Annotated in this window: 20 protein-coding genes; 13 read left to right on the forward strand and 7 right to left on the reverse strand. The window is 35.2% G+C overall.

Translation table 11 applies throughout. The annotated features are described in order from the left end of the window. Positions 1-57 precede the first annotated feature (57 nt). The 5 genes from IC221_RS03280 (at position 58) to IC221_RS03300 (ending at position 4666) form a co-directional block, all read left to right on the forward strand. The gene (locus tag IC221_RS03280) at positions 58-987 is read left to right on the forward strand and encodes a metallophosphoesterase (protein ID WP_188167593.1); all 930 of its coding nucleotides are present in this window, start codon (positions 58-60) and stop codon (positions 985-987) included. Next, entirely contained in the window at positions 977-2227 is a 1251-nt protein-coding gene (locus IC221_RS03285; protein ID WP_188167594.1) for an NPP1 family protein, read from the forward strand. The genes IC221_RS03280 and IC221_RS03285 overlap by 11 nt, the downstream gene beginning before the upstream one ends. A gap of 141 nt (positions 2228-2368) precedes the next feature. Then, on the forward strand, positions 2369-3637 hold the full coding sequence (locus IC221_RS03290; protein ID WP_188167595.1) for a folylpolyglutamate synthase/dihydrofolate synthase family protein: 1269 nt from the start codon (positions 2369-2371) through the stop codon (positions 3635-3637). A gap of 139 nt (positions 3638-3776) precedes the next feature. Continuing rightward, a complete protein-coding gene (locus tag IC221_RS03295; protein WP_188167596.1) occupies positions 3777-4262 on the forward strand; it encodes a hypothetical protein in 486 nt (161 codons plus the stop codon). A 266-nt stretch (positions 4263-4528) separates the two neighbouring features. Next, positions 4529-4666 (forward strand): hypothetical protein, encoded by a 138-nt coding sequence (locus tag IC221_RS03300; RefSeq protein ID WP_188167597.1) that lies wholly within the window; start codon positions 4529-4531, stop codon positions 4664-4666. A 672-nt stretch (positions 4667-5338) separates the two neighbouring features. On the opposite strand, the gene IC221_RS03305 is transcribed toward IC221_RS03300, so the two are convergent. Continuing rightward, positions 5339-7081: an alkaline phosphatase gene (locus tag IC221_RS03305; protein WP_188167598.1), complete on the reverse strand. Its 1743-nt coding sequence runs from the start codon at positions 7079-7081 to the stop codon at positions 5339-5341. A gap of 274 nt (positions 7082-7355) precedes the next feature. Here IC221_RS03305 and IC221_RS03310 point away from each other — a divergent pair, with 274 nt between their 5' ends. Beyond that, complete coding sequence (locus IC221_RS03310) at positions 7356-7607, forward strand: hypothetical protein (RefSeq protein WP_044205002.1); 252 nt, start codon at positions 7356-7358, stop codon at positions 7605-7607. A 260-nt stretch (positions 7608-7867) separates the two neighbouring features. Continuing rightward, positions 7868-8488 (forward strand): DUF4251 domain-containing protein, encoded by a 621-nt coding sequence (locus IC221_RS03315; RefSeq protein WP_188167599.1) that lies wholly within the window; start codon positions 7868-7870, stop codon positions 8486-8488. A gap of 462 nt (positions 8489-8950) precedes the next feature. On the opposite strand, the gene IC221_RS03320 is transcribed toward IC221_RS03315, so the two are convergent. Further along, the gene (locus IC221_RS03320; RefSeq protein WP_188167600.1) at positions 8951-10489 is read right to left on the reverse strand and encodes a PepSY domain-containing protein; all 1539 of its coding nucleotides are present in this window, start codon (positions 10487-10489) and stop codon (positions 8951-8953) included. Positions 10490-10712: 223 nt separating this feature from the next. On the opposite strand from IC221_RS03320, the gene IC221_RS03325 reads away from it, so the two are divergent. After that, positions 10713-11150 (forward strand): Rrf2 family transcriptional regulator, encoded by a 438-nt coding sequence (locus tag IC221_RS03325; RefSeq protein WP_188167601.1) that lies wholly within the window; start codon positions 10713-10715, stop codon positions 11148-11150. A 394-nt stretch (positions 11151-11544) separates the two neighbouring features. On the opposite strand, the gene IC221_RS03330 is transcribed toward IC221_RS03325, so the two are convergent. Both IC221_RS03330 and IC221_RS03335 read right to left on the reverse strand, forming a co-directional pair. Then, a complete protein-coding gene (locus tag IC221_RS03330) occupies positions 11545-12060 on the reverse strand; it encodes a hypothetical protein (protein ID WP_188167602.1) in 516 nt (171 codons plus the stop codon). 21 nt (positions 12061-12081) lie between these two features. Continuing rightward, entirely contained in the window at positions 12082-15507 is a 3426-nt protein-coding gene (locus IC221_RS03335) for an AAA domain-containing protein (protein ID WP_188167603.1), read from the reverse strand. Between the two features lie 244 nt (positions 15508-15751). Between IC221_RS03335 and IC221_RS03340 the strand changes: the two genes are divergently transcribed. Next, on the forward strand, positions 15752-17455 hold the full coding sequence (locus tag IC221_RS03340; RefSeq protein ID WP_188167604.1) for a hypothetical protein: 1704 nt from the start codon (positions 15752-15754) through the stop codon (positions 17453-17455). A gap of 27 nt (positions 17456-17482) precedes the next feature. Then, positions 17483-18874 carry a DUF5723 family protein gene (locus IC221_RS03345; RefSeq protein ID WP_188167605.1) on the forward strand — a complete coding sequence of 464 codons (1392 nt, stop codon included), beginning with the start codon at positions 17483-17485 and terminating at the stop codon, positions 18872-18874. 100 nt (positions 18875-18974) lie between these two features. Here the strand turns inward: IC221_RS03345 and IC221_RS03350 are convergent, their stop codons facing one another. The 3 genes from IC221_RS03350 to IC221_RS03360 form a co-directional block, all read right to left on the reverse strand. Then, positions 18975-20273 carry a pyridoxal phosphate-dependent aminotransferase gene (locus tag IC221_RS03350; protein WP_188167606.1) on the reverse strand — a complete coding sequence of 433 codons (1299 nt, stop codon included), beginning with the start codon at positions 20271-20273 and terminating at the stop codon, positions 18975-18977. 379 nt (positions 20274-20652) lie between these two features. Next, positions 20653-21564 (reverse strand): gliding motility-associated ABC transporter ATP-binding subunit GldA, encoded by a 912-nt coding sequence (gldA, locus tag IC221_RS03355; RefSeq protein WP_044205021.1) that lies wholly within the window; start codon positions 21562-21564, stop codon positions 20653-20655. A gap of 53 nt (positions 21565-21617) precedes the next feature. Further along, the gene (locus IC221_RS03360; protein ID WP_188167607.1) at positions 21618-23153 is read right to left on the reverse strand and encodes an FGGY-family carbohydrate kinase; all 1536 of its coding nucleotides are present in this window, start codon (positions 23151-23153) and stop codon (positions 21618-21620) included. A gap of 60 nt (positions 23154-23213) precedes the next feature. On the opposite strand from IC221_RS03360, the gene IC221_RS03365 reads away from it, so the two are divergent. The 3 genes from IC221_RS03365 (at position 23214) to IC221_RS03375 (ending at position 25709) form a co-directional block, all read left to right on the forward strand. Further along, complete coding sequence (locus tag IC221_RS03365; protein ID WP_188167608.1) at positions 23214-23441, forward strand: hypothetical protein; 228 nt, start codon at positions 23214-23216, stop codon at positions 23439-23441. Between the two features lie 174 nt (positions 23442-23615). Further along, positions 23616-24995 carry a glutamate decarboxylase gene (locus IC221_RS03370; protein ID WP_188167609.1) on the forward strand — a complete coding sequence of 460 codons (1380 nt, stop codon included), beginning with the start codon at positions 23616-23618 and terminating at the stop codon, positions 24993-24995. A gap of 75 nt (positions 24996-25070) precedes the next feature. Then, entirely contained in the window at positions 25071-25709 is a 639-nt protein-coding gene (locus IC221_RS03375) for a hypothetical protein (RefSeq protein ID WP_188167610.1), read from the forward strand. Positions 25710-25717: the final 8 nt, after the last annotated feature.

Genomic DNA, 25717 nt, shown 5'->3' on the forward strand with positions numbered 1-25717 from the left:
ACTTCATAGTACCAGTAAAATGATCTATTTTGATGAGAATCCCTCTTTTTCTTTACTATGAAATACGCTATCAACAGGCGCACATTTTTACGACTTTCCGCAACAACATTATCTGCTGCTCCCTTTCTAAGTTTTAATACTATTATTGCAGAAAAGCCTTTGCTTCAATTCGGAATGATGACAGATTCTCATTTTGCCGATTGTCCTTCAAGAGGGATTCGTTTCTTTCATGAATCAAAAGAAAAGATGCAGGAATGTGTCGATCTAATGAATAAAAGAAAAGTAGATTTCATGATTCATTTGGGAGATTTAAAAGATGAAGGAAAACCTGCTGTAGAATCAGAGACATTACAATACCTACAGGAAATAGAGCGTGTTTATGCTCAGTTTTCAGGTCCAAGATATCATGCTATTGGTAATCATGACCTGGACAGTATAAGCAAAAAGCAATTCCTTGATCATATCGAAAATACAGGCATCTCAAAGGATAAAAGCTATTACTCTTTTGATAAACAAGGTTTTCATTTTATTGTTTTGGATGCCAATTACCTCAAAGATGGAACAGATCATGGGCATCGAAACTTTCATTGGGAAGACACTCAACTCTCTACAGAAGAATGGCAATGGCTTCAGCGTGATTTATTGAACAACACCTTACCTACCATTGTTTTTTTGCATCATACACTGCATGATGTCGGCGAAAAAGGGAAAAAGTACCATGTGACTGATTCGCATAAAATCAGAAAGTTACTAGAAGAATCAGGAAACGTATTGGCTGTTTTTCAAGGGCATTATCACCAAGAAAAATATCAAAAGATCAATGGAATACATTATTATGTATTAAAAGCGATGGTGGATTATTCAGGGAAAAAGAACAACAGTTATGCGATTGTGAAACTGTATAAAAATGGCGTATTGGAGATAGAAGGGTTTCGTAGAGCAATAAGTAAATCTTTACACTTCAATTTAATTAAAAATGAAAACTAGAAACTATTTTTTATGGATGCTATTCCTATGTATGTTGCTTTTTTATGGTTGCAACAACAACAGCGAAATTCATCAAATGCAGACTGCTCACCTTCATCAAAGCAAAGTAATTGTTGATGAAGGGAAAGCAATTGCAGACTTCTACTTTTACAGTGATCAAGTTGCTGTTTCTGAAGAAGGAGAGGTAAAAGGAAAAGGTGATGTTCTTTCGTTTAGAGTACACAATTGGTCAGAAAATTTGTTGGGACGTCAACTTAAAGTGGCGGAATTTGGTGATGTTATATTAAACAATACATCAGGTCAATTGGAATCTTTTAAAGAAGGGTATCTAATGATTAGCAAAAATAAGGATGCTTATAACATTTCATATTCTATACAAAGTCAAACAAAAAAATGGTCAGATCAAGTAGAAGTTACCTCTTGGAATAATGTTTCCAAAAGTAATCTCCGATCAATCAATACCACTTGTGGGACTTGTACTGATACCTACAGCGAAGTGCTAAATCCTTCTGTTAGTCTTCAAGTGGCAGAGATGTTTGCTCCTAGACTTTATTTCGATAAAGCAGCCAAAACATTTCCTTCTACAGGACAAAAAATCTTTGATTTATCAAAAAATAAAGATTGTGGGCAAAAACTAGCCTTGAACTCTGGGATTGATAAATCAGGGAGTATTGCAGAAGCTGAAACGTATTATCAAATCACCAATTGCCCAAACGATAGCCGTCGTATATTTATTACTTATTGGTGGACTTACATAAGACAAGATAATTGTTTCTTTAATTCAGGCGGACATGATTACGATTGGGAAAGAATTGTAGTGCAGGTAAACAAAGATACTTGGACGGCTACTACGGTTACTTATTATCAACATGCCGGTTGGTATACGCATAAATTAGATCAAAATAGAGCTACCGTTTACATTGGTAAAATCGGACATGGTGCTTATCACAATTCCGGCGGAAGTGGCGGATGTTGTTATTGGGCTGATTACCGAAACCCAGGTCCTCTTTGGGAAACTTGGAAAAGCCCAATTAAGGAACTTCGTTGTGATGGAGAAAATTGGATGGCTTTCGATGGAAAATGGGGAAATCCTGCACAAGGACCATTATTTAGAGATAGAAATTATTGTGACTTAGATCCATGTAAAGGATCTACAGTTTTAGGATGTACAACAAGTGGTTGTGCAAGAAGTGAGTATACTTCTACTCATTTAGGTGGAATAGAATACGGTTTTAATTAAATAAAAACACCAAGAGTGATGAGCTTTTCATTGCTCTTGGTATTCTTAATATTGGATTGAAAGTCAAAATAATTTCAAAAAGGCATATTACTTAATTCTAAAAATTACCTACATTCGCTTTTCAAAAATTGAAATAAGAATATGACCTACGAGGAAACTTTAGATTTTTTATATGCACAGCTTCCTATGTTCCAAAGAGAAGGGAAGTCTGCTTTTAAGAAAGATTTATCGAACACCATTGCTTTGTGTAAGGCATTGGAACACCCAGAAAATGCATTTAAATCTGTACATGTAGCGGGTACAAATGGAAAAGGGAGTTCTTCACATATACTTTCAGCGGTATTACAATCGGCAGGGTATAAAGTAGGTTTATACACTTCTCCTCATCTGAAAAGTTTTACAGAGAGAGTTAAAATCAACGGTCAACCTATTGCTGAAGATAAGGTAGTTGAATTTGTAGAAGGTATAAAAACACATATTGAAGAGATCAAACCTTCCTTTTTTGAATTGACAGTTGCCATGGCCTTTGATTATTTTAGAAATGAAAAGGTAGATATTGCCATTATTGAAGTAGGTTTAGGAGGACGATTGGACTCTACGAATGTAATCAATCCAGAAGTAAGCTTAATTACAAATATTGGGATGGACCACATGGATATGTTAGGAAACACTTTGGAACTGATTGCTGCTGAAAAAGCTGGGATCATTAAACCTAATACGCCAGTAGTAATCAGTCAAAAGCAAGAGGAAACAACAAAAGTCTTTTTAGATAAATCATCAGAAGAAGGAGCACCGATTACTTTTGCAGAGGAAGTGTATCAGTGGGAAGGTGCAAACCTTTTAAAGAATGGTAGTCCATTTTTAGAAAATGTAGAACTGGAAGCCAAGGGAAATTATCAACGACACAATGCCTTAGGGGTGCTGTCTGTAATTGATCAATTAAACCAAAAAGGAGATTACAGTATTTCTAAAGAAGCCATTGAAGAAGGCTTTAAAAACTTGAGTGCATTAAGTGGGTTGAAAGGACGTTGGCAAACACTACAAACTGCTCCTTTGACGATTACAGATGTTGGTCATAACGAAGATGGTTGGCGATTTGTATTAGATCAGATTTCGACATTAGAATTCAAAAAACTTTGGATGGTACTGGGTGTAGTTCAAGAAAAAGACTTGCCTAATATGTTAAGTAAACTTCCAAAAGAAGCGTATTATTATTATTGTAAACCGAATGTTCCAAGAGGACTCGATGCCTCTATTTTGGGAGAAGAAGCAACCAAAATAGGCTTAAAAGGCGAGGTAATTTGTGATGTTAATACGGCAATTCAAGCGGCCAAAAATAGTGCTTCGAAAGAGGATTTAGTCTTTATTGGAGGTAGTACTTTTGTGGTAGCAGAGATAGATGAGCTTTAAATTTGATAAAAGTAATAAACATCTTTTAACTTAATGAGCTAGTGTATTTAGAATTTAATCCAATACATTTGCTCTTGATATTTAAGAAATCAATTCCTTAAAGGGTTGATTTCTTTATGTTTAACGAACTTTCTAGTTTATGAATTGTAGAAAATTTTTCTACTTTATTACCGTTGTCGCTGTATCGTTTATCTTTTATTCATGCGGTAGAACGGCAAATTCAATGAGTCATCATTCTTTATGTTATGAAAAAATAATTAAGAGTGATCCTGTTAGAAACGAGAACGGCCAAATGATTTCATTTATGGATTCTATGTTTCTTCATTTAGATATTAAAGGCAAAAACGTTGTTGGAACTTTTGAGTGGATGCCTTCTAAAAGCAAGTATATAACAGGTACATTGAAAGGAAAAATTGAAGATAATTTGATCAAAGCCATATATACCTACCAGACTTCTGAAGGTGTAATGCAACAAGAAGAAAGGTTTATCAAGTTAGAAGAAGATTCCGCCTATTTTAGAGTAGGAGGAAAAATGAGGTTGAAGGATGGTGTATATATTTATACCAATGATCAAGAGAATATGCAATTTGGTGCTGCAATTCCTCAAAAGTATTGTAGGCATTAACCACAAAAATTAAAGCTTGATTTTAATTTTAGATCAAGTAGTAGAAAAAGAAAAAGGTCTTTCATTGATTTGGAAGGCCTTTTTTAGTTGGTTATGAATAAAGTAGGTGAAGGTTTGATTCTTGTTCTTAATCGGATATTTTAGCAGATTATCTCTGATTATATGCTTAGACATATGCTCTGATGATTTATGATGCATCAAATCTCACTTCAATACAATGAACCAAAACTCAAAAAATTGTAACTTTCAAACCATCTTCAGAACAGGTGGAATATCAAGTTTTATTGAATGAAAAGCAGGTAACGGTTTGGGCAACTGAATTAGAAATTGCAGAAATATTTGGGAGGAACCGTTCTGTAGTGAATAGGCACATTAAAGGTGTTTACAGTGAGCAAGAATTATAACGAGAGTCAACTAGTGCAAAATTTGCACTAGTTCGTTTTGAAGGTGATAGAGAAATTGAGCGTAGTATTTAGAACAAAACCAGTTTCATCGTGGAGTGGATGGACAAAAAAAAGTCACAGACAATACACTTGTAGCTTTGGCATTGGCTGTAGCCCAAAGCTTACTAGAGCAAAGAGAATTAACTATGATTTATTTTTGACTTAGTACACTGTAAACTAAGTTTCCGAATATTTATGGTATTTAGAAATCAGGAGATTTCTGCTGATCTGTAGGACACGAATGACGCTATCGCTTAACATTCGCGCCAGTGGACTTACTACCCACTTCATTTGCTACTTCTTCCCTCGGCCTTGAAGGGAAAAGCGTCAAGAATTTCATGTATTGAGCCGTTAATAATGATTTTGTTGTTTGAGCGCAGCGAGTTTAAAATCATTTAGGCGAGAGAAATGGAATTTAGCTTTTGACTTCAAAGCCTTGAATTTTTTGCTTCGTTTTTGTTTCAAGACAAAAATGAAGAAGAAGGAAGTTTGAAAGTAGATCCTATAAATGCCTGCAGAAAGGTCTATTAAAAGTTGACGATAATTTAGTTTACAATGTACTTAGTACTTAACACCCTAAAGATCAAATTAATGTTCTTTAGGGTGGAGTGTATGTAAAGTTAGTGGGTTATATTAACTGACAATAGTAGAATGAGCCGTTGTAGTTGATGTATCTTCGGAGAAAACATCATTTACAAAATGCCATTCTGCATTTGCGGATGCATTTGAAAAAGTGGCTAATACATAACCTCTTCTTGATGCATCAGCATATTTTAAGCCTTCAATTAATGCCACATTAGCCTGTTCGAAAGGACCAATGACAGAAGGATCAGATCCAAAGATACCTTCAAAACCAGGAGAGGAAACGGAGGCTGTAGCAAATTCTTCACCTATTGTATTTCCAGAGGCATCCATTAAATTACTGTTCCATGCGTTATGAGTATCTCCAGCCAGAGTAATGAGTTTCTTTCCGGCAGCAGCACCAAATATGATCTCACGTTCAACGGGGTAGCCATCCCATGCGTCAAGGTTATAAGGAAGTACAGTTGTCAACCTTGCTTTCTCCTCAGCAGTTACCGTAGGGTCACCTTGAGCAATTCGTCCTTTGATGGTTAAAAGTTCTGTAACGCTTTGCTGATATTGTAATAATAACTCAGTAGAAGCAGCACCTGAAGCAGCAATAGCAGCTACAATTTGAAGAAGTTCCACAGGTATTGTGTAAGTACCCATCAAAACTTGACTTCCAAGTACTTGCCATTTTGCCGTACCTGAAGCCAATTGACCTGCTAACCATCCTCTTTGTTCAGCTCCTAAAAGTGTTCTGTTGGTATTACCCCAATCGGCTACAAATTTTGCAGCATCCAATCCCGTTGCCGTGAAATAATTACTATAGTCTAATTGCTTTTCTCTTCCAATGATTCGAGTATCCAACATATGAAGATCAACAATGCCCCCAAAGTCGAAGCTTCGGTAAATCTTAGCATTGTCCGCTACTCTTGCCGGTAAGTATTCGTGCCAAACTTGAAGTGCGTATGCTTTTCTAGTTTCATAATCACCTTCTCCTTCGTTATGATTTTCAGCACCATCTTTATAGGCATCATTGGTGATTTCATGATCGTCCCAAACGCAAATGAAAGGCTTGGTCTGATGTAGTTGTTGAAGTTGAGAATCTTGTCTGTACTGACGATAACGGGTTCTATAATCTTCTATACTTAAAATTTCACCATCCGGTTGATGAAAACGTTTTAAAGATGCAGTTTGCTCATTTACACCATAACCATCTACACCGTATTCATAAATATAATCACCCAAATGTACTACTACATCAGCATCTGATAGGGCAACAGCTCCATATACATTAAATAAGCCTGCTTGGTAGTTTGCACAAGACACTACAGCCAATTTTACATCATTGACTTCACCTGTAGAAGGAAGCGTTTTTGTTTTTCCAACTGGAGAAATTGCTTTCGTAAACTCACTTGAAAAACGATAATAATAGCTTGTATTGGACTTTAATCCGCTGACATCAACATTGACCGTATAATCTGAGGCAGTATCAATAATTACTTTTTCATTGGCTATAACATTTAAAAATTCCATGTCGGTAGCCACTTCGAGTGTAATTTCGTTTGTATTTTCATTGCTAGCAGGAGTGTACCTTGTCCATAATAGGACTTGAGAGCTACTTGGGTCAAAACTAGCGACTCCTTCAAAGAAACCATATTCACCTTCAGGAATAGGTTCAGGGTCAATTACTTCAAGAATTTCGTCTTCTGTACAAGCCGAAAGTGGTAGAAGAGTAGTACCACTGGCTACAATAATAGAGTTTCGGATAAACTTACGGCGAGAAACCGCATTCATTATATTTTTTTTCATTAATCAATGGGAAGTTGAGTGTTTAAGTTTTGTCAAAATTAAGGATAGTACATGACCTTAAAATGAATTATATATTGTTGAATAGTTATTCATTCATTGAGTGTATTATATAAAAGTTAATAATGTTACGTTCTTGAAACAATTGGTTTATGTATTGATAGATAATGGGTTACGTTTTGAATTATACTTCGAAGAGAATTGGATTTTTTTTGAAATTGAAAATCACCTACTTTTGCACTAACACGTAATTATTTAATCCAAGACAAAAGATAAGATGATGGATGAAAATATGATCGCAATGCAGTTCGCTAATGCGATAAATACAACTGAAGACGAGAATCAAATTGTACAAATGATGCAAGCAGCTTTCGGAATGTTACAGGGAATGAATCTTCCTGAGGAAAACATTAAAGACATTGCTGGTAAAGTTTCTACTTTCTTGTCTGAGTTAGAAGTTGAGGAGGGATCTCAAGCAGCAAAAAACAAAGCAAAAGCTGTAGAGACGTTAGCAACATTGATTGGATAGTCAAATGACTGTCCTTGTAAATAACAAAAAACACTTTATTTCGGTAAGGTGTTTTTTTGTGTCTATACTTTTTTGATAATTAAATATTTAATGGCAATTCTCAATGATTTTGTTAACATAATCCAATATTATGTTTATTAATACTCTCTAAAGGCCTATTTTACACTTTTTAAGATGCTATACTAAAACTTTTTCTATTGTGAACGTATAATATTAAACAATCAGTTTTGCAAAGAAAATTATCATTAAAACTATTTATTATGAGTACGGCTATTTTCAAAAATTACATTATTGCATTGAGTTTAATCTTTGGTATATCTTTTACTGCTTTTGCACAAGAAGAGGCAGATCAAAATTTATCGAAGCAAGAACAAAAGGCTTTAAAGAAAGAGCAAAAGAAAAAAGCAAAAGCTGAGAAAAAAGCACAAGCTGAAGCTTTTGAAAAAATACAACATCAACAGGCGCTAGTTGCAATTGATAGTCAACAATTTGTATTAGAAGCCAATCAATTATATGATAGACGAGGTAGAACCGTTAATGTACAATCGAATATCAACTTTATTAAAGTAGAGAAAGACGTTGGGGTTTTACAAATCGGTTCAGCAAATTTAATTGGCTGGAATGGCGTTGGTGGTATTACCGTTGACGGTAGAATTTCTGACTGGAAAGTGAGTAAAGACGAAAAAAACGGTAGAACAACAGTTTCTTTCAACATTATGGGATCAATGCTTCAAGCAAGAGTCATTTATGACCTTGACGGAACAGGCAACTACTGTAATGTAAGAATTGATGGGGTATTCAGTGCTCGTCAATTAAAAATGAGAGGAGTGTTAGTTCCAAACAATATGAGTTCAACTTATGAGGGAATGATCCGTTATTAATCCTTCATAATAAATAATATCAAGTCCATGAAAGAGTATTTTTATTCTTCTTTCATGGGCTTTTTTCATTCTAATTACTACACTATAAACTAAATTACCGTTAACTTTCAATCTGTATTTCTACTAGATTTTATAGGGCCTACTTTCAAACTTCCTTCTTCTTCATTTTTGCCTTGAAACAAAAACGAAGCAAAAAATTCAAGGCTTAGAAGTCAAAAGCTAAATTCCATTCCTCTCGCCTAAATGATTTTAAACTCGCTAAAGCTCAAACAGCAAAATCATTTTTAACGGCTCACTCCATGAAATTCTTAACGCTTTTCCCTTCAAGGCCGAGGGAAGAAGTAGCAAATGAATTGGGTAGTAAGTCCACTGGTGCGAATGTTAAGCAAAGCGTCATTCGTGTCCTACAGATCAGCAGAAATCTCCTGATTTCTAAATACCTTAAATATTCGAAAACTTAGTTTACAATGTAGTACTTGTAAATAACTTCTTGATCTTCTTTCTTTTCCTGTAAATGTATTCATACAGGCCTGTAATCAGCAGAATATTGAAGAGTAATCCCAAAAGTGGAATTAATAAAATGCTGTATTTATCAAAGATGAATTGAAATAACCTGCCGTTATGTAATTCAAACATATAATTCCATAATGGAAGTTGATACTCTTCTCTTATTTCTTGTGGAAAGTGATAAAAAGTATCCTCTTGTGGAGGAGTAATGGCCAATAAACCTTGAGAGTATGCAGAAATATATTGCTCGCCTTTTGGTGAAGTAAAGGCTGCTACTGTCATAAAATCACCTGGTTTTTGGATGTTGTCAAATAATGGAATACGCTCTTTTGTCAACACATTGGTACTAAAACTTTCCCCTTCTTTATAATCATAAAGACCATAAAATGAGCCTACCAAGAAATGTTGATTTCCCAGAGGCTCAAATGTTGTAGCACCCATCACAAATATATTCACCTTCCACTCTAACTTTTCAAAAGCAGTTGTAGCATCACTCTTCCCTCCAAAAATCCCCTCTGTAGTATCTAAAATAATTCGGTCCGTTTGTGGATCATACATCGCATTTCGGATCGAATGATACCATTCATTTTCTAAAAATCGATCTGGAATCATCGAAGTTGGTACTTTACCATTATATAATGCCACTATCAAAGGAGGACGCATGAGCATTCCAGTTCCTCCAATGATCAACAAGAAAACAAAGGTCCATACCCCTATCTTAGTATGATAGGTAATAATAAAAGCCTTTAATTTTTTTGAAATCGTATTCGTTGCTTTTTTCTTTTTGAAAAAAGTAATGTATAAAGAAGTCAATGAAAGAAAGATTAAAATGAGCGATAGAAAATCATAAAATAATCTTCCCGGTGTTCCCCAAAGCCATCCACTATGCAATGCAAAAGTGAATTGAATCATATCGACATAATTTCTCTCCTTCTTGAAAATAGAGTAAGTCACTAATTGATCTCCCTGTACTTTATAAATATTGGATTGAGAGACGGCAAAAAGCTCATCTTTGATCTCCATTATCTTGACAAATTGCTCTACGTGTTTAGTTGGAGTCGTTAGTCCTTTCCATTTATTTTGAGTAAAGTCTAATTGATAGACTCCTCCAAAGGTGGCAGCAAAGATTGTGTTTTGTAAACTGTCATAGTACAAGTCATTGACCTTTTGATAGTAGATCGCCTCTGGAAAGCCATTCTTCATCAATGAATGAAAGGATTTTCCCCCATTATCGCTTTTCCAAATTCCTTGTTTACCTCCAATAACGATGGTGTCACTACCAATATAGACCACATCTTGAATACCACCTCTGTTCCAATTGTGGGGTAGATATTCTTCTGGGAAATAGTTTTTTGAAACAGAACAATGAGCAATCAGATCAGGGTGGTTTAAAAGAATGCCAGAAACACTCATCCACACCAAAATCACAGAAAGAAATAGACCAATATATTTATGCCAGCTAACTGCCTTTTTATAGATTTTCTTAAAAATCATTCTTCGTTTGTAGATCAACACATGGTTGAAAATAGGATAACTCTGATAGAAGCAAAAGAACAAAATTACCAGATAGATTTTGTCCTTTCTTGATACAAACTTACTAAAAAATAATAAAAGACAAAAATATCTTTTATTTCTTTTGTAAAAGGAAATCTTAAAAGGTTTATATTTGTAGTCATATCGATTTGAATCAATTATAATTATCAGAAGCAATACATTGATGTTTTCAAAAGCATGTACTTACGGTATTAGAGCACTTATTTTAATAACGCAGCGAAGTAACGAGGGAGAGAAAATAGGAGCGAAGGAAATTGCAGAAGTAACCGCAACACCTGAACCTTTTACCGCTAAAATTTTACAACAGTTATCAAGGCAAGGTATCATTCAGTCCGTAAAAGGACCAAGAGGTGGTTTTTACTTAGATGAAGAACAACAAAATACCCCACTTTATACTGTTGTAGCAGCAATTGATGGTGATCAGTTGATGACGGGGTGTGGTTTAGGTTTTTTAGAATGCTCTGATGAAAAGCCATGTCCAATGCATGCTAAATTCAAATCCATTAGAGCTTCTATCAATAAGATGTTACAGTCTACTACTTTGAAAGATTTAAGTAATGATGTAGAGGGAGGTTTGTCTTTCTTATCATTGAAAAATTAGGTGTGTTGTAAACTTAATTCTCTAATATTTAGGTATTTAGAAGTCAGGAGATTTCTGCTGATCTTTAAGACACGAATGACGCTATCGCTTAACATTCGCGCCAGTGGACTTTCTACCCAATTCATTTGCTACTTCTTCCCTCGGCCTTGAAGGGAAAAGCGTTAAGAATTTCTTGGATTGAGCCGTTAAAAATGATTTTCTTGTTTGAGCAAAGCGAGTTTAAAATCATTTAGGCGAGAGGAATGAAATTTAGCTTTTGACTTCTAAGCCTTGAATTTTTTGCTTCGTTTTTGTTTCAAGACAAAAATGAAGAAAGAGGAAGTTTGAAAGTAGGCCCTATAAAATCTAGTAGAAATACAGATTGAAAGTTAAGGGTAATTTAGTTTACAATGTGCTAATTGAAACTTTCTTTTTTCTTTAACCCCAAAAAAGATTTCACACTATCTTTAATAACGACTTTTTGATATAAAAAATAATCTTTAGCGGCAATATAAAGTAGTTTGTCTGTTTTAAATTGTGATTTTAATAGGAATGCAAAACCAATGTAAGGAACACTGGCAAGGTAAGCCCCTCCAACTGAAATTTGACTTTTTAGTCTCCACTTTATAAAAATGGCTTTTAAAGTAGCATTTGTAATTAAAAAAATAACGGGAATAGCAGTGGCCCAACTGATTTCTTTTTGAATAAAAGTATACCCCGCCGCACCTGGTATCAAGATATTATCAATCCATACCGCCACAAAGCTCCAAACGATCAAGATATATCCCACTCTAAATATTTTGGAGACACCTTTACCAAGGCTATGTTCAATGAGGTAAGAACTTTCTTCAGGTGTATATTTTTCATTGTTCTGTACAAAATTGCAAAAATTATCTCTTGCACATTCACAATATTCGTCAAAGTCTTTCATCGTAATTATATACTGCTAACACTACGAAAATAATGAAGAGTCAGACGCTATCCAACCCTTTTTTTCTTTAATCCAATTCATTAGTCGTTCATGAATAGAAGAGCGGGTTAGAATTATAGGATTCCCCAAAAACACCATTTGTTGCTTTGCTCTTGTAATGGCAACATTGAGTTTTCGGTCCACAATACCATCATCAGTGAGCGAAAGCATATTTTCCAATTGAAAAGGGGTATTGGCACAAAATGAAATCAATATTACCTCTCTTTGACTGCCTTGGTAGCGTTCTACAGTATCGATACTAATCTGATTGGCTTCTTCAAAACCGATTTCTTCTAACGCTTGTCGTATTGCTGCAATTTGGTTTCGATAAGGAGCAATAATTCCTAACGTTTTATCAATATCAAAATGTCCCTTTTGCTCTAAATATCTTTTCTTCGTCAATACAGCTATTTGAGCAATTTTTCGAGCTTCTTCCATATTGATTTTATCAGAGGTGGAAGTAGCAGTGTTTTGAGTAGGGAAGAATAATAAGCGATTCTCTTTTAAGAGCTTTTCAAGGGGACTGTCTCCCTCGTTTATTTCCCAATGGATGCTTTCACTTTGCCAAGGTAGAGGAACGGTCATCAGGTTACCTTGATAGAAATATTCATTGGCAAAGTATCCAAGATCTTCGTGCATTCTTCCTTGATTTTTGAGTTGATCAAAAGCCCAATTCCAATTGTTTTTCTGACAGAGTGAAAAAATTCTTTCAAAGTAGGCATTTCTTCTATTTGTCAATTGAATTTCATCCAACCCTTTAAACTGAATTTCAGAAACACTTTTATCTTGCTGAGTAATGGCAGGAAGCTGTTTTTGATCTCCAATTAACACAAAACGATTGACCTTGGTTAATAAATCGACTAACTGAGGCTCTAGAATCTGAGAAGCTTCATCAATAATGGCCATATCAAATTTCTTGATCTTGAAAAGTGAAACCCTTCCTGAAATTGAAGCTAGTGTAGTCACAAAGACTCTATGTTGTTCTATCCCTTTTCGGAGTGAAGCTCTATTGTTGGCACTTTCTGCCAGTTTGTTGAGGAGGTTATTTCTGTATTGTGGAGCACAAGAATGTTCTGAACCAATACGTAAAAACTTTCTACCATCAGGTAAAGGATTTACAATTGCGTCATCCAATGCTTCACAAATTTCATCCACCGCTCTGTTGGTATAGGCAATAAACAATATGTTTCTGTCTTCATCTGTATGATAAAGAATATGAGCGAGGTTCTTCAACATTCTGGAAGTTTTTCCTGTACCAGGAGGTCCAACTACTAAGCAATAGTCTTCTGTAGATAAGGCCTTCGATAAGGTGCTTAATTCTACTTTATTTAGGTTTTTATCTTGAGCAAGGTCAAGTACTTCTTCATGCGAAAACATTTTAGAAGGGTAGGTAGGAGGCTGTAATCCAAGTAATATATCTTTTTTCTTTTTATTATTCCAGGTGATGAATTGATATAAACCTCTGTACATAGCATTAAAAGAAGCTTCCATAAAATCACCTTCAAGGGCCCAATTGGTATCAGCATCAAAGATTTCATCATTTCTTTGCTGATGTCTTAATTGTACAATGATTTCATCTTTACTAATCTTAGTGATCGTACCCTTATTGATTTGTCCATGTGTAGGGAGTTCTTCATTGGTATTTCTAGGGTAGAGCGTAACGATATCACCTTCTCTAAAGTTGACAAAAGCATTTTCAGGGTTCGTTCTTTTGAACACCAAAATGGGAGTCGGATCATTTGCGAAATTTTCAGAAAGTTCTAAATCAAATAAGATCTTAAAACTATCTTTTTTAGTATCGAAATCATCGAGCCATAAAGAAGCTACACCTTGACTAAATATTGTATCTCCCACTTTTGCTAGTTGATGTTCTTTGGCAATAAAGCTGATAAAGGAGAACAAATAAGCTCGTTCTAGTTGAGTTAGGCTTCTAATATTTTGAATGAAGTGATTGACATCTTTTTTGACAAAAGGAGCCGCTGCTGCAAATGCAACTTCATTGACCTGTCTAAGTACAGCAGCTACATCTTGTAGGGTTTCTGATTTGGAAAGTAACAGCTCATTTAATACCATTTCATTTCTAGTATAAATGATCAACTGCTCCATTTTTGAAGTGTAGGTGTCGTATCTCAGAGGTGCTTGATGGGCCTTTGAATAAAAAATCATTGGAAAAATACTTTGCTGATCACATTGGTAAGCATCTTTCAATAACATCTGATACATAAGGGTTTGCACTGCATGATTACTCCACAATCCGGAGTTACCTAATCCCGCTTGAGGAGGTTTCCCTGACTTTAATTCTACAATTCTATATTCATGTTTTTCATTATTGATATGCAATAAGTCCAAACGTCCTTGTATGCCATATTTAGGAGAATAAAACGAAGGTTCAATACAGCAGCCATCTTTATCGATTCCCTGTTGTCTGAAATTATCATTGACGGTCTTGATGATATTTTGGAATTGCATCTTCGCATTTTCCATAAACTCATTAAACCCCGAACGACTTTCCAATTCAGGTAAAGTGATATAATCTAATGGGTTGGCCTTAAATGTTTTTGAAAAAACATCGATGAAATTTAGAGTGTTAGGGTCTTCGGAATGAATGGCTTCATCAAGGAAAAAGTTGGCTACACTACCCAAGAGTATTGGAACACTTGAAGCAGAAGGTGTAAACTTTTTCAAAAGCATATTAAGTGGAATACTTCCCGTTCGGTTGAAGGACTCTGCGACAGTAGTAACATCAACTAAAAAATCAGGTTCAATGACAAAATGCTGAGGAATCAACTGATCATTACTACTTAGCCTAACATTCAATAAATGTAGTTGAATACCCTCCCAGATTTTGGCAATTGTGGTGGTGTACATGTCATTGACATTGGCCACATCATACCTCACTTTTATGGGTGTTTCACTCTCCGCATCATCATCTTCAATACAGTGTAGAAGCTTGTTTTTTTCATCAATTTTGATGACTTCTACTCTTAGCGTATCAATGAAATTTTCCTTTTGTTTTTTGGACTCTTCTATGGTCGGTAGAGGAGGTAAGACTTGGTCGAGTACGTCAATTATATCTTCGTTATATATAATTTTAACAGTTTCAGCCACACTCCTGCAGGCAAAGTTGATATCATGAAAATGAATAACTTTCGCAGATCTTTTAGATAAACGATCATTGATTCTAACCTTTTGCAAACGCCATACAAGATGCTGAGGGAGTTTTAATTTTTGACCCAAATAAGCAATTCTAGCAAATAAGCTGGATAGTAAAATTTTCTCACTTTTTGTCTGCTCTTTACAAATCCATTCTAATAAATCTTTGATTCTGTGATGTTTTTGTGGAAGTGTAAATTCTTCGTTGTTTACAGTGTTGTACAGGTAATTATAATAATCTTTTGCTGTTAGCATATTGTATTTTAATGGGATCACAAAAAAAACATTCGAATCAAAAAGCTGAAAAATGGATCTTTATTTTGTGACAAAAAGTGATTTAATATAAACTAAAGATAAAATTAAATTAGATTTTAACCATGTTGTTCAAAACATTTATTTTATTTGTTTAACGAATTAGAAAAATGTGTTAATTTTAAATTCGTAACATGTTAATTGATGAATAACCTATCAATTTATTTTTTGCTATAACTTTTTGAAAATGCTTAATAAAAAACTCTTTAGTCGATCAGGGTTACTGGCTTTGGCAGTACCTATGTTCTTTACATCGTGTGGCCCAGAAATTGGTGAACTTGAAGTACCACCACTAGAAGGTTACAAAATTGGTATCCCTCTAATTAATAGTGATAGTGAAATTGGCTTTAGAGATCTTCTGTCTGAAGAAGATTTAGAAGATTTACAAACAGATCCCGTAACAGGTGATATATTTTTCGCTTTTGAAGACTCATTTGATATTGCATCAACCAACGATCTAGTACAAGCTTTTGGTAGTGCTAGTGAAGATGACTTTTTCAGTATCAACTTCCCAAATCCAATCCCAACCGAAATTCCATTTTTGACACCCATCAGTGTTGGCTTTACAGCAGACGCGACAGGTAACTGTAATGGTGCAAGTTATTGTATTCCGTTGGCCAATGATATTCAAGATGATGTTGCAATCTCTTATTTAAGATTTGAAAGAGGAGGCTTACAGGTAGAATACAGAGCAAGCATTGGTGATGTGATCACATTATCGATGACAGGTGTTGAAACAGCTCAAAATACAAATACGATTACAGTAACTGAAACTGTCAACACCACACAAACTACATTCATTACCTTGCCTTTAAGTAATGTTGCCTTGGACTTGGTCAATAGTACACCTACCTTATCGATTTCAATTGAAGACGGAGGTGGTAATCCAACAGGTTTTATTTCAGGGATTGAATTGACACCTACAAATACAGCTGACCGTGTGAAGTTACTTTTTGGAAGTGCACTTACGGCATCTCTTGATATACCGAATGAAGAAATCGATACTGATTACTTATCAGATATTTTCCCTGAAGAAGCTCAAATTAATTTTAAATCACCTACGGTACAATTTAGATTTAACAATCCAATTGGAGCAGGAATTAAAATTGATTTAGGAAAGAATGGAGGTATTTATGGTGAAAATATTTCTGGAGAGACAGCTCCTTTAAGTTTTAACCTAGATTCAGCTTCAGCAATTGAAGGAAATTCATGTTCTCAAGCTATTGACGTGCAAGCAGCCACTGACTTTGATCAGATTGAAGTAACCAATGTTTTTGCTTGTCAAACAGCAGAATTATTAAATATCAGACCGATTAAACTTTCTTATGCAGGTGAAGCAAGTTATGACTTACAACCTGGAGATGAGGTTTTATTTGCAAAAGGAGCGGAAGTAAAAGCTTATTTCAGTGCCACAATACCATTGTATTTAGGGTTTACGAATATGGTTTATGAAAGTGGTGCAGATGCAGATTTTGATTTCAACAGTGAAATTGAAGCTATCACTTCTGCCATTTTGAGATCAGAGGTAACCAACGGTTTGCCAATTGGTGGAACGTTAAAGTTGACAACAAAAGAAAGTGAAAATGGCCGAGTGACTTCAGAGATTTTTATCAATGGAGGTAACAATGAAAATAAGTTGATTAAAGCGGCTCCGACTACAACTGAAGGTATTGTCACTGGATCTTCTACAAATTACCTTGAAACCAATCTAAGTGAGGATCAAGTAAGAGCGATTTTAAATGCAGGTTACGTAGATATTTCTTTTGAATTATCTGCAGATGCAGATTCTACAACGGACACACCAGACCCTGTTCAAATTACTACTGAACAAACAATGAGGTTTGAGATGGGTATTTTACTTGAAGGTACCATTAATTTCGAATCTGAATAATCCTCTTTTAATCTTAAGCAAGATCCAATGAAAAATTTAAAATATATATTCTTTAGTCTATTTACATTTATCCTTGCTTCTCAGGCAAGTGCACAGCAGGTAAATACATTATATTTTATGAATAGTGTGGCACAGTCCACAAAATATAATCCAGCCAAACAGACAGAGGCAAAGTTTACTTTTGCATTTCCTGTTACCAACTCATCACTACACGTCTTTAATCAGTTTAACTTCAATGATGTGTATACAACAGAAAATGGTGTTGACCAGCTGGATTATGAAGGGTTCTTAAACAAATTAGAACCTAATAATTCTCAACTGAGTTCAGTATCTTCTGAAGTATTTGGTGCTTATTATCAAAAATATAAGTGGGGTGTCCATTTAAGTGTTAATTACCAGGCTCTGGAGCACTTAACATATACAAAATCACTTTTTAATACTTTACTTAAAGGTCCTGGTCAAGAATTGGGAGTAAGACAAGATTTGAGTTCGGTAGCCAACGTGTATGGTTTTTATGATATAAGTCTTGGAGGTAACTATAGAATCAATGATAAACTTGTTTTAGGTGCTACTTTGAAAGTTTTATTTGGAACACATCAATTGAATGCTAAAGTAAATGGTTACGCTCTTCAAGATGACAATACGGCAATGGATTTTAGCCTTGGTGGAAATATTGAATTGAGATCAAGAGGTTTGGGAGAAGTTGTGAATGAAGAGGGAGATTTTGAAGTAGATCTTGATGATAATGAATTAACGAAATCACTGACTTCGATGTCGAATACAGGTTTTGCGGTTGATTTAGGTGCTGTGTATCAATTCAATGATGAGTTGACTTTTGAGGCGTCTGTAAGAAACTTAGGATTTATCAAATGGTCTGATGATGCAAGTAACTATGTAGCTCCTTTAGAAAATATCGTATACACGGGTGCAGATATGAAAGCCTTATTAGATGGAAATATAGACGACGCATTCCCTTCGATTTCGGATTCTATTGTTTTCAAAAATACAGATACTTTATCCGTAGAAAGTACTTCTACATTGCCAACAGTAATCAATTTAGCTTCTACTTATGAGTTTTGGGAACGTGCAACAGCAGGTGTTTTATTCTCTCAGATGTTTTATGAAGGAGAGTACTACCCATCACTTACTTTATCAGTAGACAAACAGTTTGGTAAATACTTTGGGTTAGGATTAAGTTATACGGCCAATAAATCAAGTGCTGCAAACGTTGGTGCATTGGTATCGTTCGGTTTCCCAGGTTTCCAATTGTATGTAGTGTCTGACAATCTTTTAACTGCAGGATTTAATTGGGATCAAGCAAAAACAGCCAATGTTAGATTTGGTTTGAATTTGCCTTTCGGTGAGGTGGATAAAGGAGATAAAATTCCTAATAGTTTGAAGAGAAGATTGAGAAACTAATTCAGTTTTTGTACAAGCTTAATATAAAAGAAGGCCAAGTAGTTTTGAATTACTTGGCCTTTTTATGTTGATGGAATTACTCAAAAAAGAATAATTTCAATTATTGACAATATTCGATCACTGCCTCTCTTATGTGTGTGAAAGTTTCATGTAATAGCTCTTCATTTTCTTCAAGTAATGTTACTCGGAAACCTTGAAGATCTGAACAGAAAGATGAAATAGGTACCACACAGACCCCTTTCGCAGCCAATAAATTGTAAACAAATCGTTTATCATGTGGCATTTCTTCAGCAGTCCATTCGTTCAACATTTGTTGGATTTCAGGATTATCTACTTTCAGTGATTGTCCCTCTTTTAAAACACCATCCTTAAAAATGATAGTATTATAGAATGCTCCATAAGTTTTGTTGAATGTCAACTGAGGAAGGTCGCCTAATAATTCAGCAATGATTTCAGCCCTTCTTCCAATCGCATTATTGGCAGCATCTCTATAGGGTTGATAACGCTCATCTTGCATAATTCTAGGAATAGCCATTTGAGGTAATTTTGTCGAACAAACCTCAATCATCTTCGCATTATCTAAAGTCTGACAAAGACCATCGAATTGTTGATCTTTCTCTCTGTTGTAGTATTCCATCCAACCACAACGAGAACCAGGCCATGGGAATTCTTTTGAAATCCCTTTTAAGGCAATCCCTGGTACGTCTCCAATGTACTCTGCGAGTTGATGTGCTTTTGCCCCATTGTAAGTGACATTTGAATAGATTTCATCAGAAATCAAAATCAAATTAAACTCCTTGGCAATGGCTACAAATTGTTCCAAAATCTCCATAGGGTACACCATTCCTGTAGGGTTATCAGGATTGATGATCAAAATACCAACAATATTCGGATTGTATTTTACTTGTAAATACAAGTCCTCCATATCAGGGTACCAGTGATTTTCTGGATCTAATTTGTAAGTTAATGGTGTCGTATTGGCGTGGGCGGCTTCGGCGGAAGAGTGAGTAGAGTAAGCAGGTGAGGGTCCAATGATTCTTGATGTGGGTAACAAGAATTGGTATAACTTTGAGATCGCATCTCCAAGTCCATTGAAAAATAAAATGTCATTGGCATCAATTTTAGCCCCTTGAAGAGCATTGGTGCGTTCAGCTAGAAACTCTCTTGTTTCTAAAACTCCTTTGGAATGACAATAACCAAAAGTATCATTTTCGTCCAACAATCCACTGATGATGTCTTTCATCCATGTTGGCATTTCGGCATTTTTCTGAATAGGGTCACCGATATTTTCCCAATAGATTTTCTGACCTAGTTTTCTTAAACTATCCGCTTTTTTTACAATACCACGGATTTCATAACTAAGTTCATTTGCTCCTTCTCTTAAAAGTTTCTGTCTCATCTTCCGTTTTTTTTAGCAATTACCCGCCAAAGTAATTACTCAAGCATTTTATCATGCTTCCATTAAAAATTTAAGCCTATTCTAAATGAACTCACAGCACACAATTGTGAATAACATTTAGAATGTTAATCTCAAAATTGCTTGTTCATTATGAGAATATCAATATTCTTAACAAGATATTGCTATAATTTTATGAATTAGTTGAATAACTTGTAACTTTATAAGGATATCAACTTGGATAAAAGAAAAACAGCGACTTATTCACATTAAATGAATAAGTCGCTGTTTTTTTATAATGTAAAGATTACTATTAAAATCAAAAAAGACGATATATATGCTTATTTAGGTTTTTTATTTATTAATATCATCTTTTTTGATTTTATTTCTGAGCTAATTTTGTGAATATCTCTTCCATAGATTGAATTTGCGTATTCATTTCTATGATGGCTTGTTGATATTCGGCTGTTTTTCTGAAAATATCGCCTCTCAAATCCATTTCGTTGGGGTAATAGATCAAAACTTGTTGATTATTCAACATTTCAATCTTTTCAACACCTTCTACACTTTCTAGGAATTGAGCATCAGTAGGATTTTCGAATGTGACATTCAAAATAGTTTTAGAGCCTAAATGTCTTAAATTGTTGACATGATCGTTGGCTACAATATCTCCTTTTCTGATAATAACGACTTTGTCACACAAAATTTGAACTTCCTGCATGATATGAGTAGACAGCATCACTGTTTTATCCTGACTCACCTTTTTTATTAAAGCTCTGATATCTTCTAATTGAATTGGATCAAGTCCAGTGGTTGGTTCATCTAAGATCAATACCTCAGGATCATGAATAAGTGCCTGTGCAAGCCCAACTCTCTGACGGTAACCTTTTGAAAGTGCTCCAATTTTTTTCTTTCTTTCTTGCGTGAGCCCCGTCAGCTCAATCATTTCTTCAATTTTACTTTTTTTCTTTTGTCCTTTTAACTTGTAGATAGAAGCACAGAAATCAAGGTACTCACGAACATACATATCTAGATACAAAGGGTTATGTTCTGGTAAGTAACCCACTTTTTTTCGAACTTCGATAGGATCATTGACTACATCATAGCCACATACGTTGATAGTGCCTTCTGTGGGGGGAATGTAACAGGTGGCAATTTTCATGGTGGTTGATTTTCCAGCACCATTTGGTCCCAAAAAGCCTAATATTTCTCCTGGTTTAGCTTCAAAAGAAATGTTATTTACAGCTTTTTGTTCTCCATATATTTTAGTTAAATTTTTTACTTTAATGCTCATAGGGCGAAGTTAAAAAAGTGAGACTACCAATTCAAAAATAATGTACTCCTACCTCATTTTTTAGGATAGCCTGTAATTTTTTGAATCTTTTTATAAATAGGCTGTAATTGAGGGTACATCTTAAGATATACTTCATCATAAAGCTTTTGATAAATCGCTACTTCTTTTTTTTGAGGATAAAATGTTTTTTCAAATCGAGTCATTTCTTGAATTGCAGAAGAAAGAGTGTGTTTTCCTAATCCAATATAACCCAACATGGCCGCACCGAGTGATGATGTTTCAAAAGTATGTGGGCGGTGTGTGGGAAGGTTGAAAATATCGGCTGTTAGCTGCATAGCAACATCACTTTGAGATCCTCCACCAGAAACTCTCAGTTCGGTCATTTTATAGCCTGTTCTCTTTTCTGTTTGTCGAGCACCCTTTTTGAGAGCATAAGATATTCCTTCTAAGATGGCCTTATAAATATGTGCTTTGGTATGGATATCCCCAAATCCAATGATGCTTCCTTTGGCTTCTCGTCCGGGGTTTTTAATTCCAGGAGACCAGAAGGGTTGTAATGTCAAGCCCATAGACCCGGCGGGTATTTCTTTGATCATATCTTCAAAAAGTGATTCAGGAGCAACATTCATTTCCTCAGCGTGTAAAACTTCTTGATGTCCAAATTCTTTTTTAAACCAACTGATCATCCAAAAACCTCTATACACCATGATTTCTGTATTATTACTTCCTTTTATAGCACTACTGTACGAAGGGAAAAAGGGAATCACTTCTTTGTATTTGGGGATATTTGTAGAGACAGTAGCGGTTGTTCCAAAACTTAAACAGCCAATAGTGGGCTGATCAGCGCCTGAACCGAGCATTTCACAAGCTTTATCTGAGGCTCCAGCAAATAAAGGAGTTCCCTCAGGAATCCCAATTTCCATTGCAGCCTCTTTTGTAATCGTTCCAATACATTCTGAAGGGTGGACAAGTTCCGGTAGCTTATCCATTGGGATATTGAATAAATTGTACTTTTGATCATTTGCTTTTGTCCAATTATGAGTTTTATGGTCATAAGGAACAAAGCCTACCATATTTCCGGTTGTTTCCTTGTAGAACCCGGTTAGTTTAAAGTGAAAATAGCCGGATAAGAAAAGGTACTTGTAAGTGTTCTTCCATATTTCAGGTTGATTTTGACGAATCCAATTGGACTCACTTTCCATAATAACATGTTCAATAATGTCATACATCCCAAGACCTTTCATCGCTAATTTTAGAAAAGGAGAGGGATAATCTTCAAGTTTGGCCTTTCTTTGATCTAACCAAACAATAGCAGGACGGAGTGGTTTTCCTTCTTGATCAACATTAATGACCGTACCTCTTTGTGTTGTAATAACAACCCCTTCAATATTGACATCATTTTCTGCTAAAAGTTTTTTGACAGTAGTGCATGTATTTTCCCAATAATAATCGGGATCTTGTTCAGCCCACCCTGGTTGAGGGGAGTGGTAAGGAGTAATAGGAGTTTTTTGAAGAGCGATAATATTCCCCTTCTCATCAATTAAAGAAGCTCTTATGGATTGTGTTCCTGCGTCGATGGATAGTATCATGATGTTAGTTTTGTTCTGTATTGATGCTTATATTTCGGAAAAAAGTAATGATACTATAAAATGAGAAAAGGTACAAAAAGATATTATGGTCAAATGATTACTTCAAATAAAGAATCGTTTGTGGGAAAAGAGTTAGATGTAATCATGAAAAATGGACAAAGCTATCATGGTGTCATTAAAAACGTCAATGAGACCGGATTTCAGATGAAAGATGGCTTAGATGGAAAACACGAATTATTGTTTGCTAACATTGATGAAGTGTTAGAAGTAATTCCTGCAAAATATTAATTGAATAATCATCTCATTCTACTTCTTAAAAATAACATTAGTTGTTCATAGATAGGGCTTTATCAAAAAAAATCCCTAAATTTTATAGTCGTTACGCTCTCGTGCATTTGAGAAGTAACGACTATATTCTTTTAAAAACTATTCTATTTCTTTATATCTAAATGATATTTCGCAATGCTGAAAAAAAACAAGAAAATTAGCGACCCACACGCCCTTCACAATGCTGTCAAATCAATCAGAAACCAAGTTCAAGTTCCAAAGTATTCTTTACCGGAGGAACAGATGGAATCCGCTCAGGCGTATAATATCATTCATAATGAATTGATGCTGGATGGGAATGCTAGACTTAATATGGCTACTTTCGTTACGACATGGATGGAACCGGAGGCTGAAAAATTAATGGCTGAGACGTTCGATAAAAACATGATTGATAAAGATGAGTACCCTCAAACGGCAGAGATTGAGGAGCGTTGTATCAATATAGTTTCAAAGTTATTTCACGCGCCAGACACCGGAAATGCAGTAGGTTCTTCAGCGATAGGTTCTAGTGAAGCAGTCATGTTGGCTGGAATGGCTTTTAAGAAAAAGTGGAAAGAGAGAAGAGAAAAAGCGGGACTGTCTACCGATAAACCTAATCTTGTGTTAGGTACGAATGTACAGGTAGTGTGGGAGAAATTTTGCCGTTATTGGGACGTAGAACCTAAATACATTCCGATGAGAAAAGGAAAGTATGTCATTACAGCCGATGAAGTGATAAATACAATAGATGAAAACACTATAGGTGTAGTCGCAATTTTAGGAACAACATTTACAGGAGAATTTGAACCAATTGAAGAAATTCATGATGCATTGGTTGAGAATAATACAAAGACGGGTTGGGAAACACCATTGCATGTTGATGCGGCAAGTGGTGGTTTTGTTGCACCATTTATTCATCCTGGATTAAAATGGGATTTTAGATTGCCACTTGTGAAGTCTATCAATGTTTCTGGGCATAAATATGGTTTAGTATACCCTGGAATTGGTTGGGTCGTTTGGAGAGATGTATCAGATTTACCAAAAGACCTTGTTTTCCATGTGAATTATCTAGGGGGAGATATGCCGACATTTACCTTGAACTTTTCACGACCAGGAAACCAAGTCATCGGCCAATATTATAATTTTATTCGACTGGGAAAACAAGGTTATCGTCAGATCATGAAGGATCTCCAATTTATAGCCATGAAAATTTCATCCGAAGTTGAAAAGTTAGGCTATTTTGAGTTGTTGAGTGATGGAAGTACAATTCCAGTTTTTGCCTTTAGTGTGAAAGATGGATTAAACTTCTCAGTCTATGATATTTCAAGTAAATTAAGAGAGAGGGGGTGGTTGGTTCCGGCGTATACGATGCCAGCCGATACAGAAGATGTAGCTGTATTGAGAGTTGTTGTTAGAGAAGGCTTTAATAGTGATATGGCCACCATGTTGATCCATGATATTCAAAAAGCAGCAGAACACTTTATTGCAAGGGGAGATCGAGAAATGAGGACATCGGGTTCTAGTTTTGCTCATTAATTATACTGAAAGCTCAGTTCTCAAATAAAGCTGAGCTTTCTTTTTCCATTACAATATCCCTTTAAAACTTATATTATGCATATACATTTACATCCACTTACGTCAAGAAGAATGGTGTTATGGATGTCTATATTATTTATGGTAGGAGCATCTTGTTTTATTTATTCAAGTTTTACGTTTTTGCTCCCTCATCCCAATGAATCATTGCTTAATGCGATTTATTTTATAGGTTCTATTCCTTTTACCTTTGCCGCATTTTTTCAGTTATTAAATGCTACAAATCAGAAGAATCAGGAATGGAAACTGGTGGCTTATCGTCCAAAGAATAGTGGTTATATTGCAGGGCTAACACAATGGCTTGGTACATTATTATTTAATATCAATACGTTTGACGCAACTCGAAAACTCGATTGGCTAGAAGGGGATTTATTGGTATGGACACCCAATATGTTGGGGTCCATTTTATTTCTGATTTCCGCTTTTTATTTACTTAAAGAAATCTCTTTTAAGCTCAATTGGGACGATAGGGAAAACCTAAGTATTTGGATCAATATGCTAGGATGCATCACATTTATGTTATCTGCCATTGCTTCAATTTATTTACCCCAACCATTGCCGCTAGCCTTTGTTCAATTTGCCTTGGTCAATACAGGAATTGGTGCCATTTGCTTTTTTGTAGTAGCATTTATTGGATTGACAAGATTACCAGAATAGTATTTGTA

The organism is Flammeovirga sp. EKP202 (genome assembly GCF_014534745.1).
In the GTDB taxonomy this organism is placed as follows: Bacteria; Bacteroidota; Bacteroidia; order Cytophagales; family Flammeovirgaceae; genus Flammeovirga.

What these genes read in the sequence shown, in the direction of transcription:
- gldA (WP_044205021.1), bottom strand. Translation starts at nt 21,564, where the DNA reads ATGAGCATTAAAGTAAAAAATTTAACTAAAATATATGGAGAACAAAAA.
- IC221_RS03290 (WP_188167595.1), top strand. Translation starts at nt 2,369, where the DNA reads ATGACCTACGAGGAAACTTTAGATTTTTTATATGCACAGCTTCCTATG.
- IC221_RS03295 (WP_188167596.1), top strand. Translation starts at nt 3,777, where the DNA reads ATGAATTGTAGAAAATTTTTCTACTTTATTACCGTTGTCGCTGTATCG.
- IC221_RS03370 (WP_188167609.1), top strand. Translation starts at nt 23,616, where the DNA reads ATGCTGAAAAAAAACAAGAAAATTAGCGACCCACACGCCCTTCACAAT.
- IC221_RS03305 (WP_188167598.1), bottom strand. Translation starts at nt 7,081, where the DNA reads ATGAAAAAAAATATAATGAATGCGGTTTCTCGCCGTAAGTTTATCCGA.
- IC221_RS03350 (WP_188167606.1), bottom strand. Translation starts at nt 20,273, where the DNA reads ATGAGACAGAAACTTTTAAGAGAAGGAGCAAATGAACTTAGTTATGAA.
- IC221_RS03365 (WP_188167608.1), top strand. Translation starts at nt 23,214, where the DNA reads ATGAGAAAAGGTACAAAAAGATATTATGGTCAAATGATTACTTCAAAT.
- IC221_RS03310 (WP_044205002.1), top strand. Translation starts at nt 7,356, where the DNA reads ATGATGGATGAAAATATGATCGCAATGCAGTTCGCTAATGCGATAAAT.
- IC221_RS03325 (WP_188167601.1), top strand. Translation starts at nt 10,713, where the DNA reads ATGTTTTCAAAAGCATGTACTTACGGTATTAGAGCACTTATTTTAATA.
- IC221_RS03360 (WP_188167607.1), bottom strand. Translation starts at nt 23,153, where the DNA reads ATGATACTATCCATCGACGCAGGAACACAATCCATAAGAGCTTCTTTA.
- IC221_RS03375 (WP_188167610.1), top strand. Translation starts at nt 25,071, where the DNA reads ATGCATATACATTTACATCCACTTACGTCAAGAAGAATGGTGTTATGG.
- IC221_RS03315 (WP_188167599.1), top strand. Translation starts at nt 7,868, where the DNA reads ATGAGTACGGCTATTTTCAAAAATTACATTATTGCATTGAGTTTAATC.
- IC221_RS03330 (WP_188167602.1), bottom strand. Translation starts at nt 12,060, where the DNA reads ATGAAAGACTTTGACGAATATTGTGAATGTGCAAGAGATAATTTTTGC.
- IC221_RS03335 (WP_188167603.1), bottom strand. Translation starts at nt 15,507, where the DNA reads ATGCTAACAGCAAAAGATTATTATAATTACCTGTACAACACTGTAAAC.
- IC221_RS03280 (WP_188167593.1), top strand. Translation starts at nt 58, where the DNA reads ATGAAATACGCTATCAACAGGCGCACATTTTTACGACTTTCCGCAACA.
- IC221_RS03340 (WP_188167604.1), top strand. Translation starts at nt 15,752, where the DNA reads ATGCTTAATAAAAAACTCTTTAGTCGATCAGGGTTACTGGCTTTGGCA.
- IC221_RS03320 (WP_188167600.1), bottom strand. Translation starts at nt 10,489, where the DNA reads ATGATTTTTAAGAAAATCTATAAAAAGGCAGTTAGCTGGCATAAATAT.
- IC221_RS03285 (WP_188167594.1), top strand. Translation starts at nt 977, where the DNA reads ATGAAAACTAGAAACTATTTTTTATGGATGCTATTCCTATGTATGTTG.
- IC221_RS03345 (WP_188167605.1), top strand. Translation starts at nt 17,483, where the DNA reads ATGAAAAATTTAAAATATATATTCTTTAGTCTATTTACATTTATCCTT.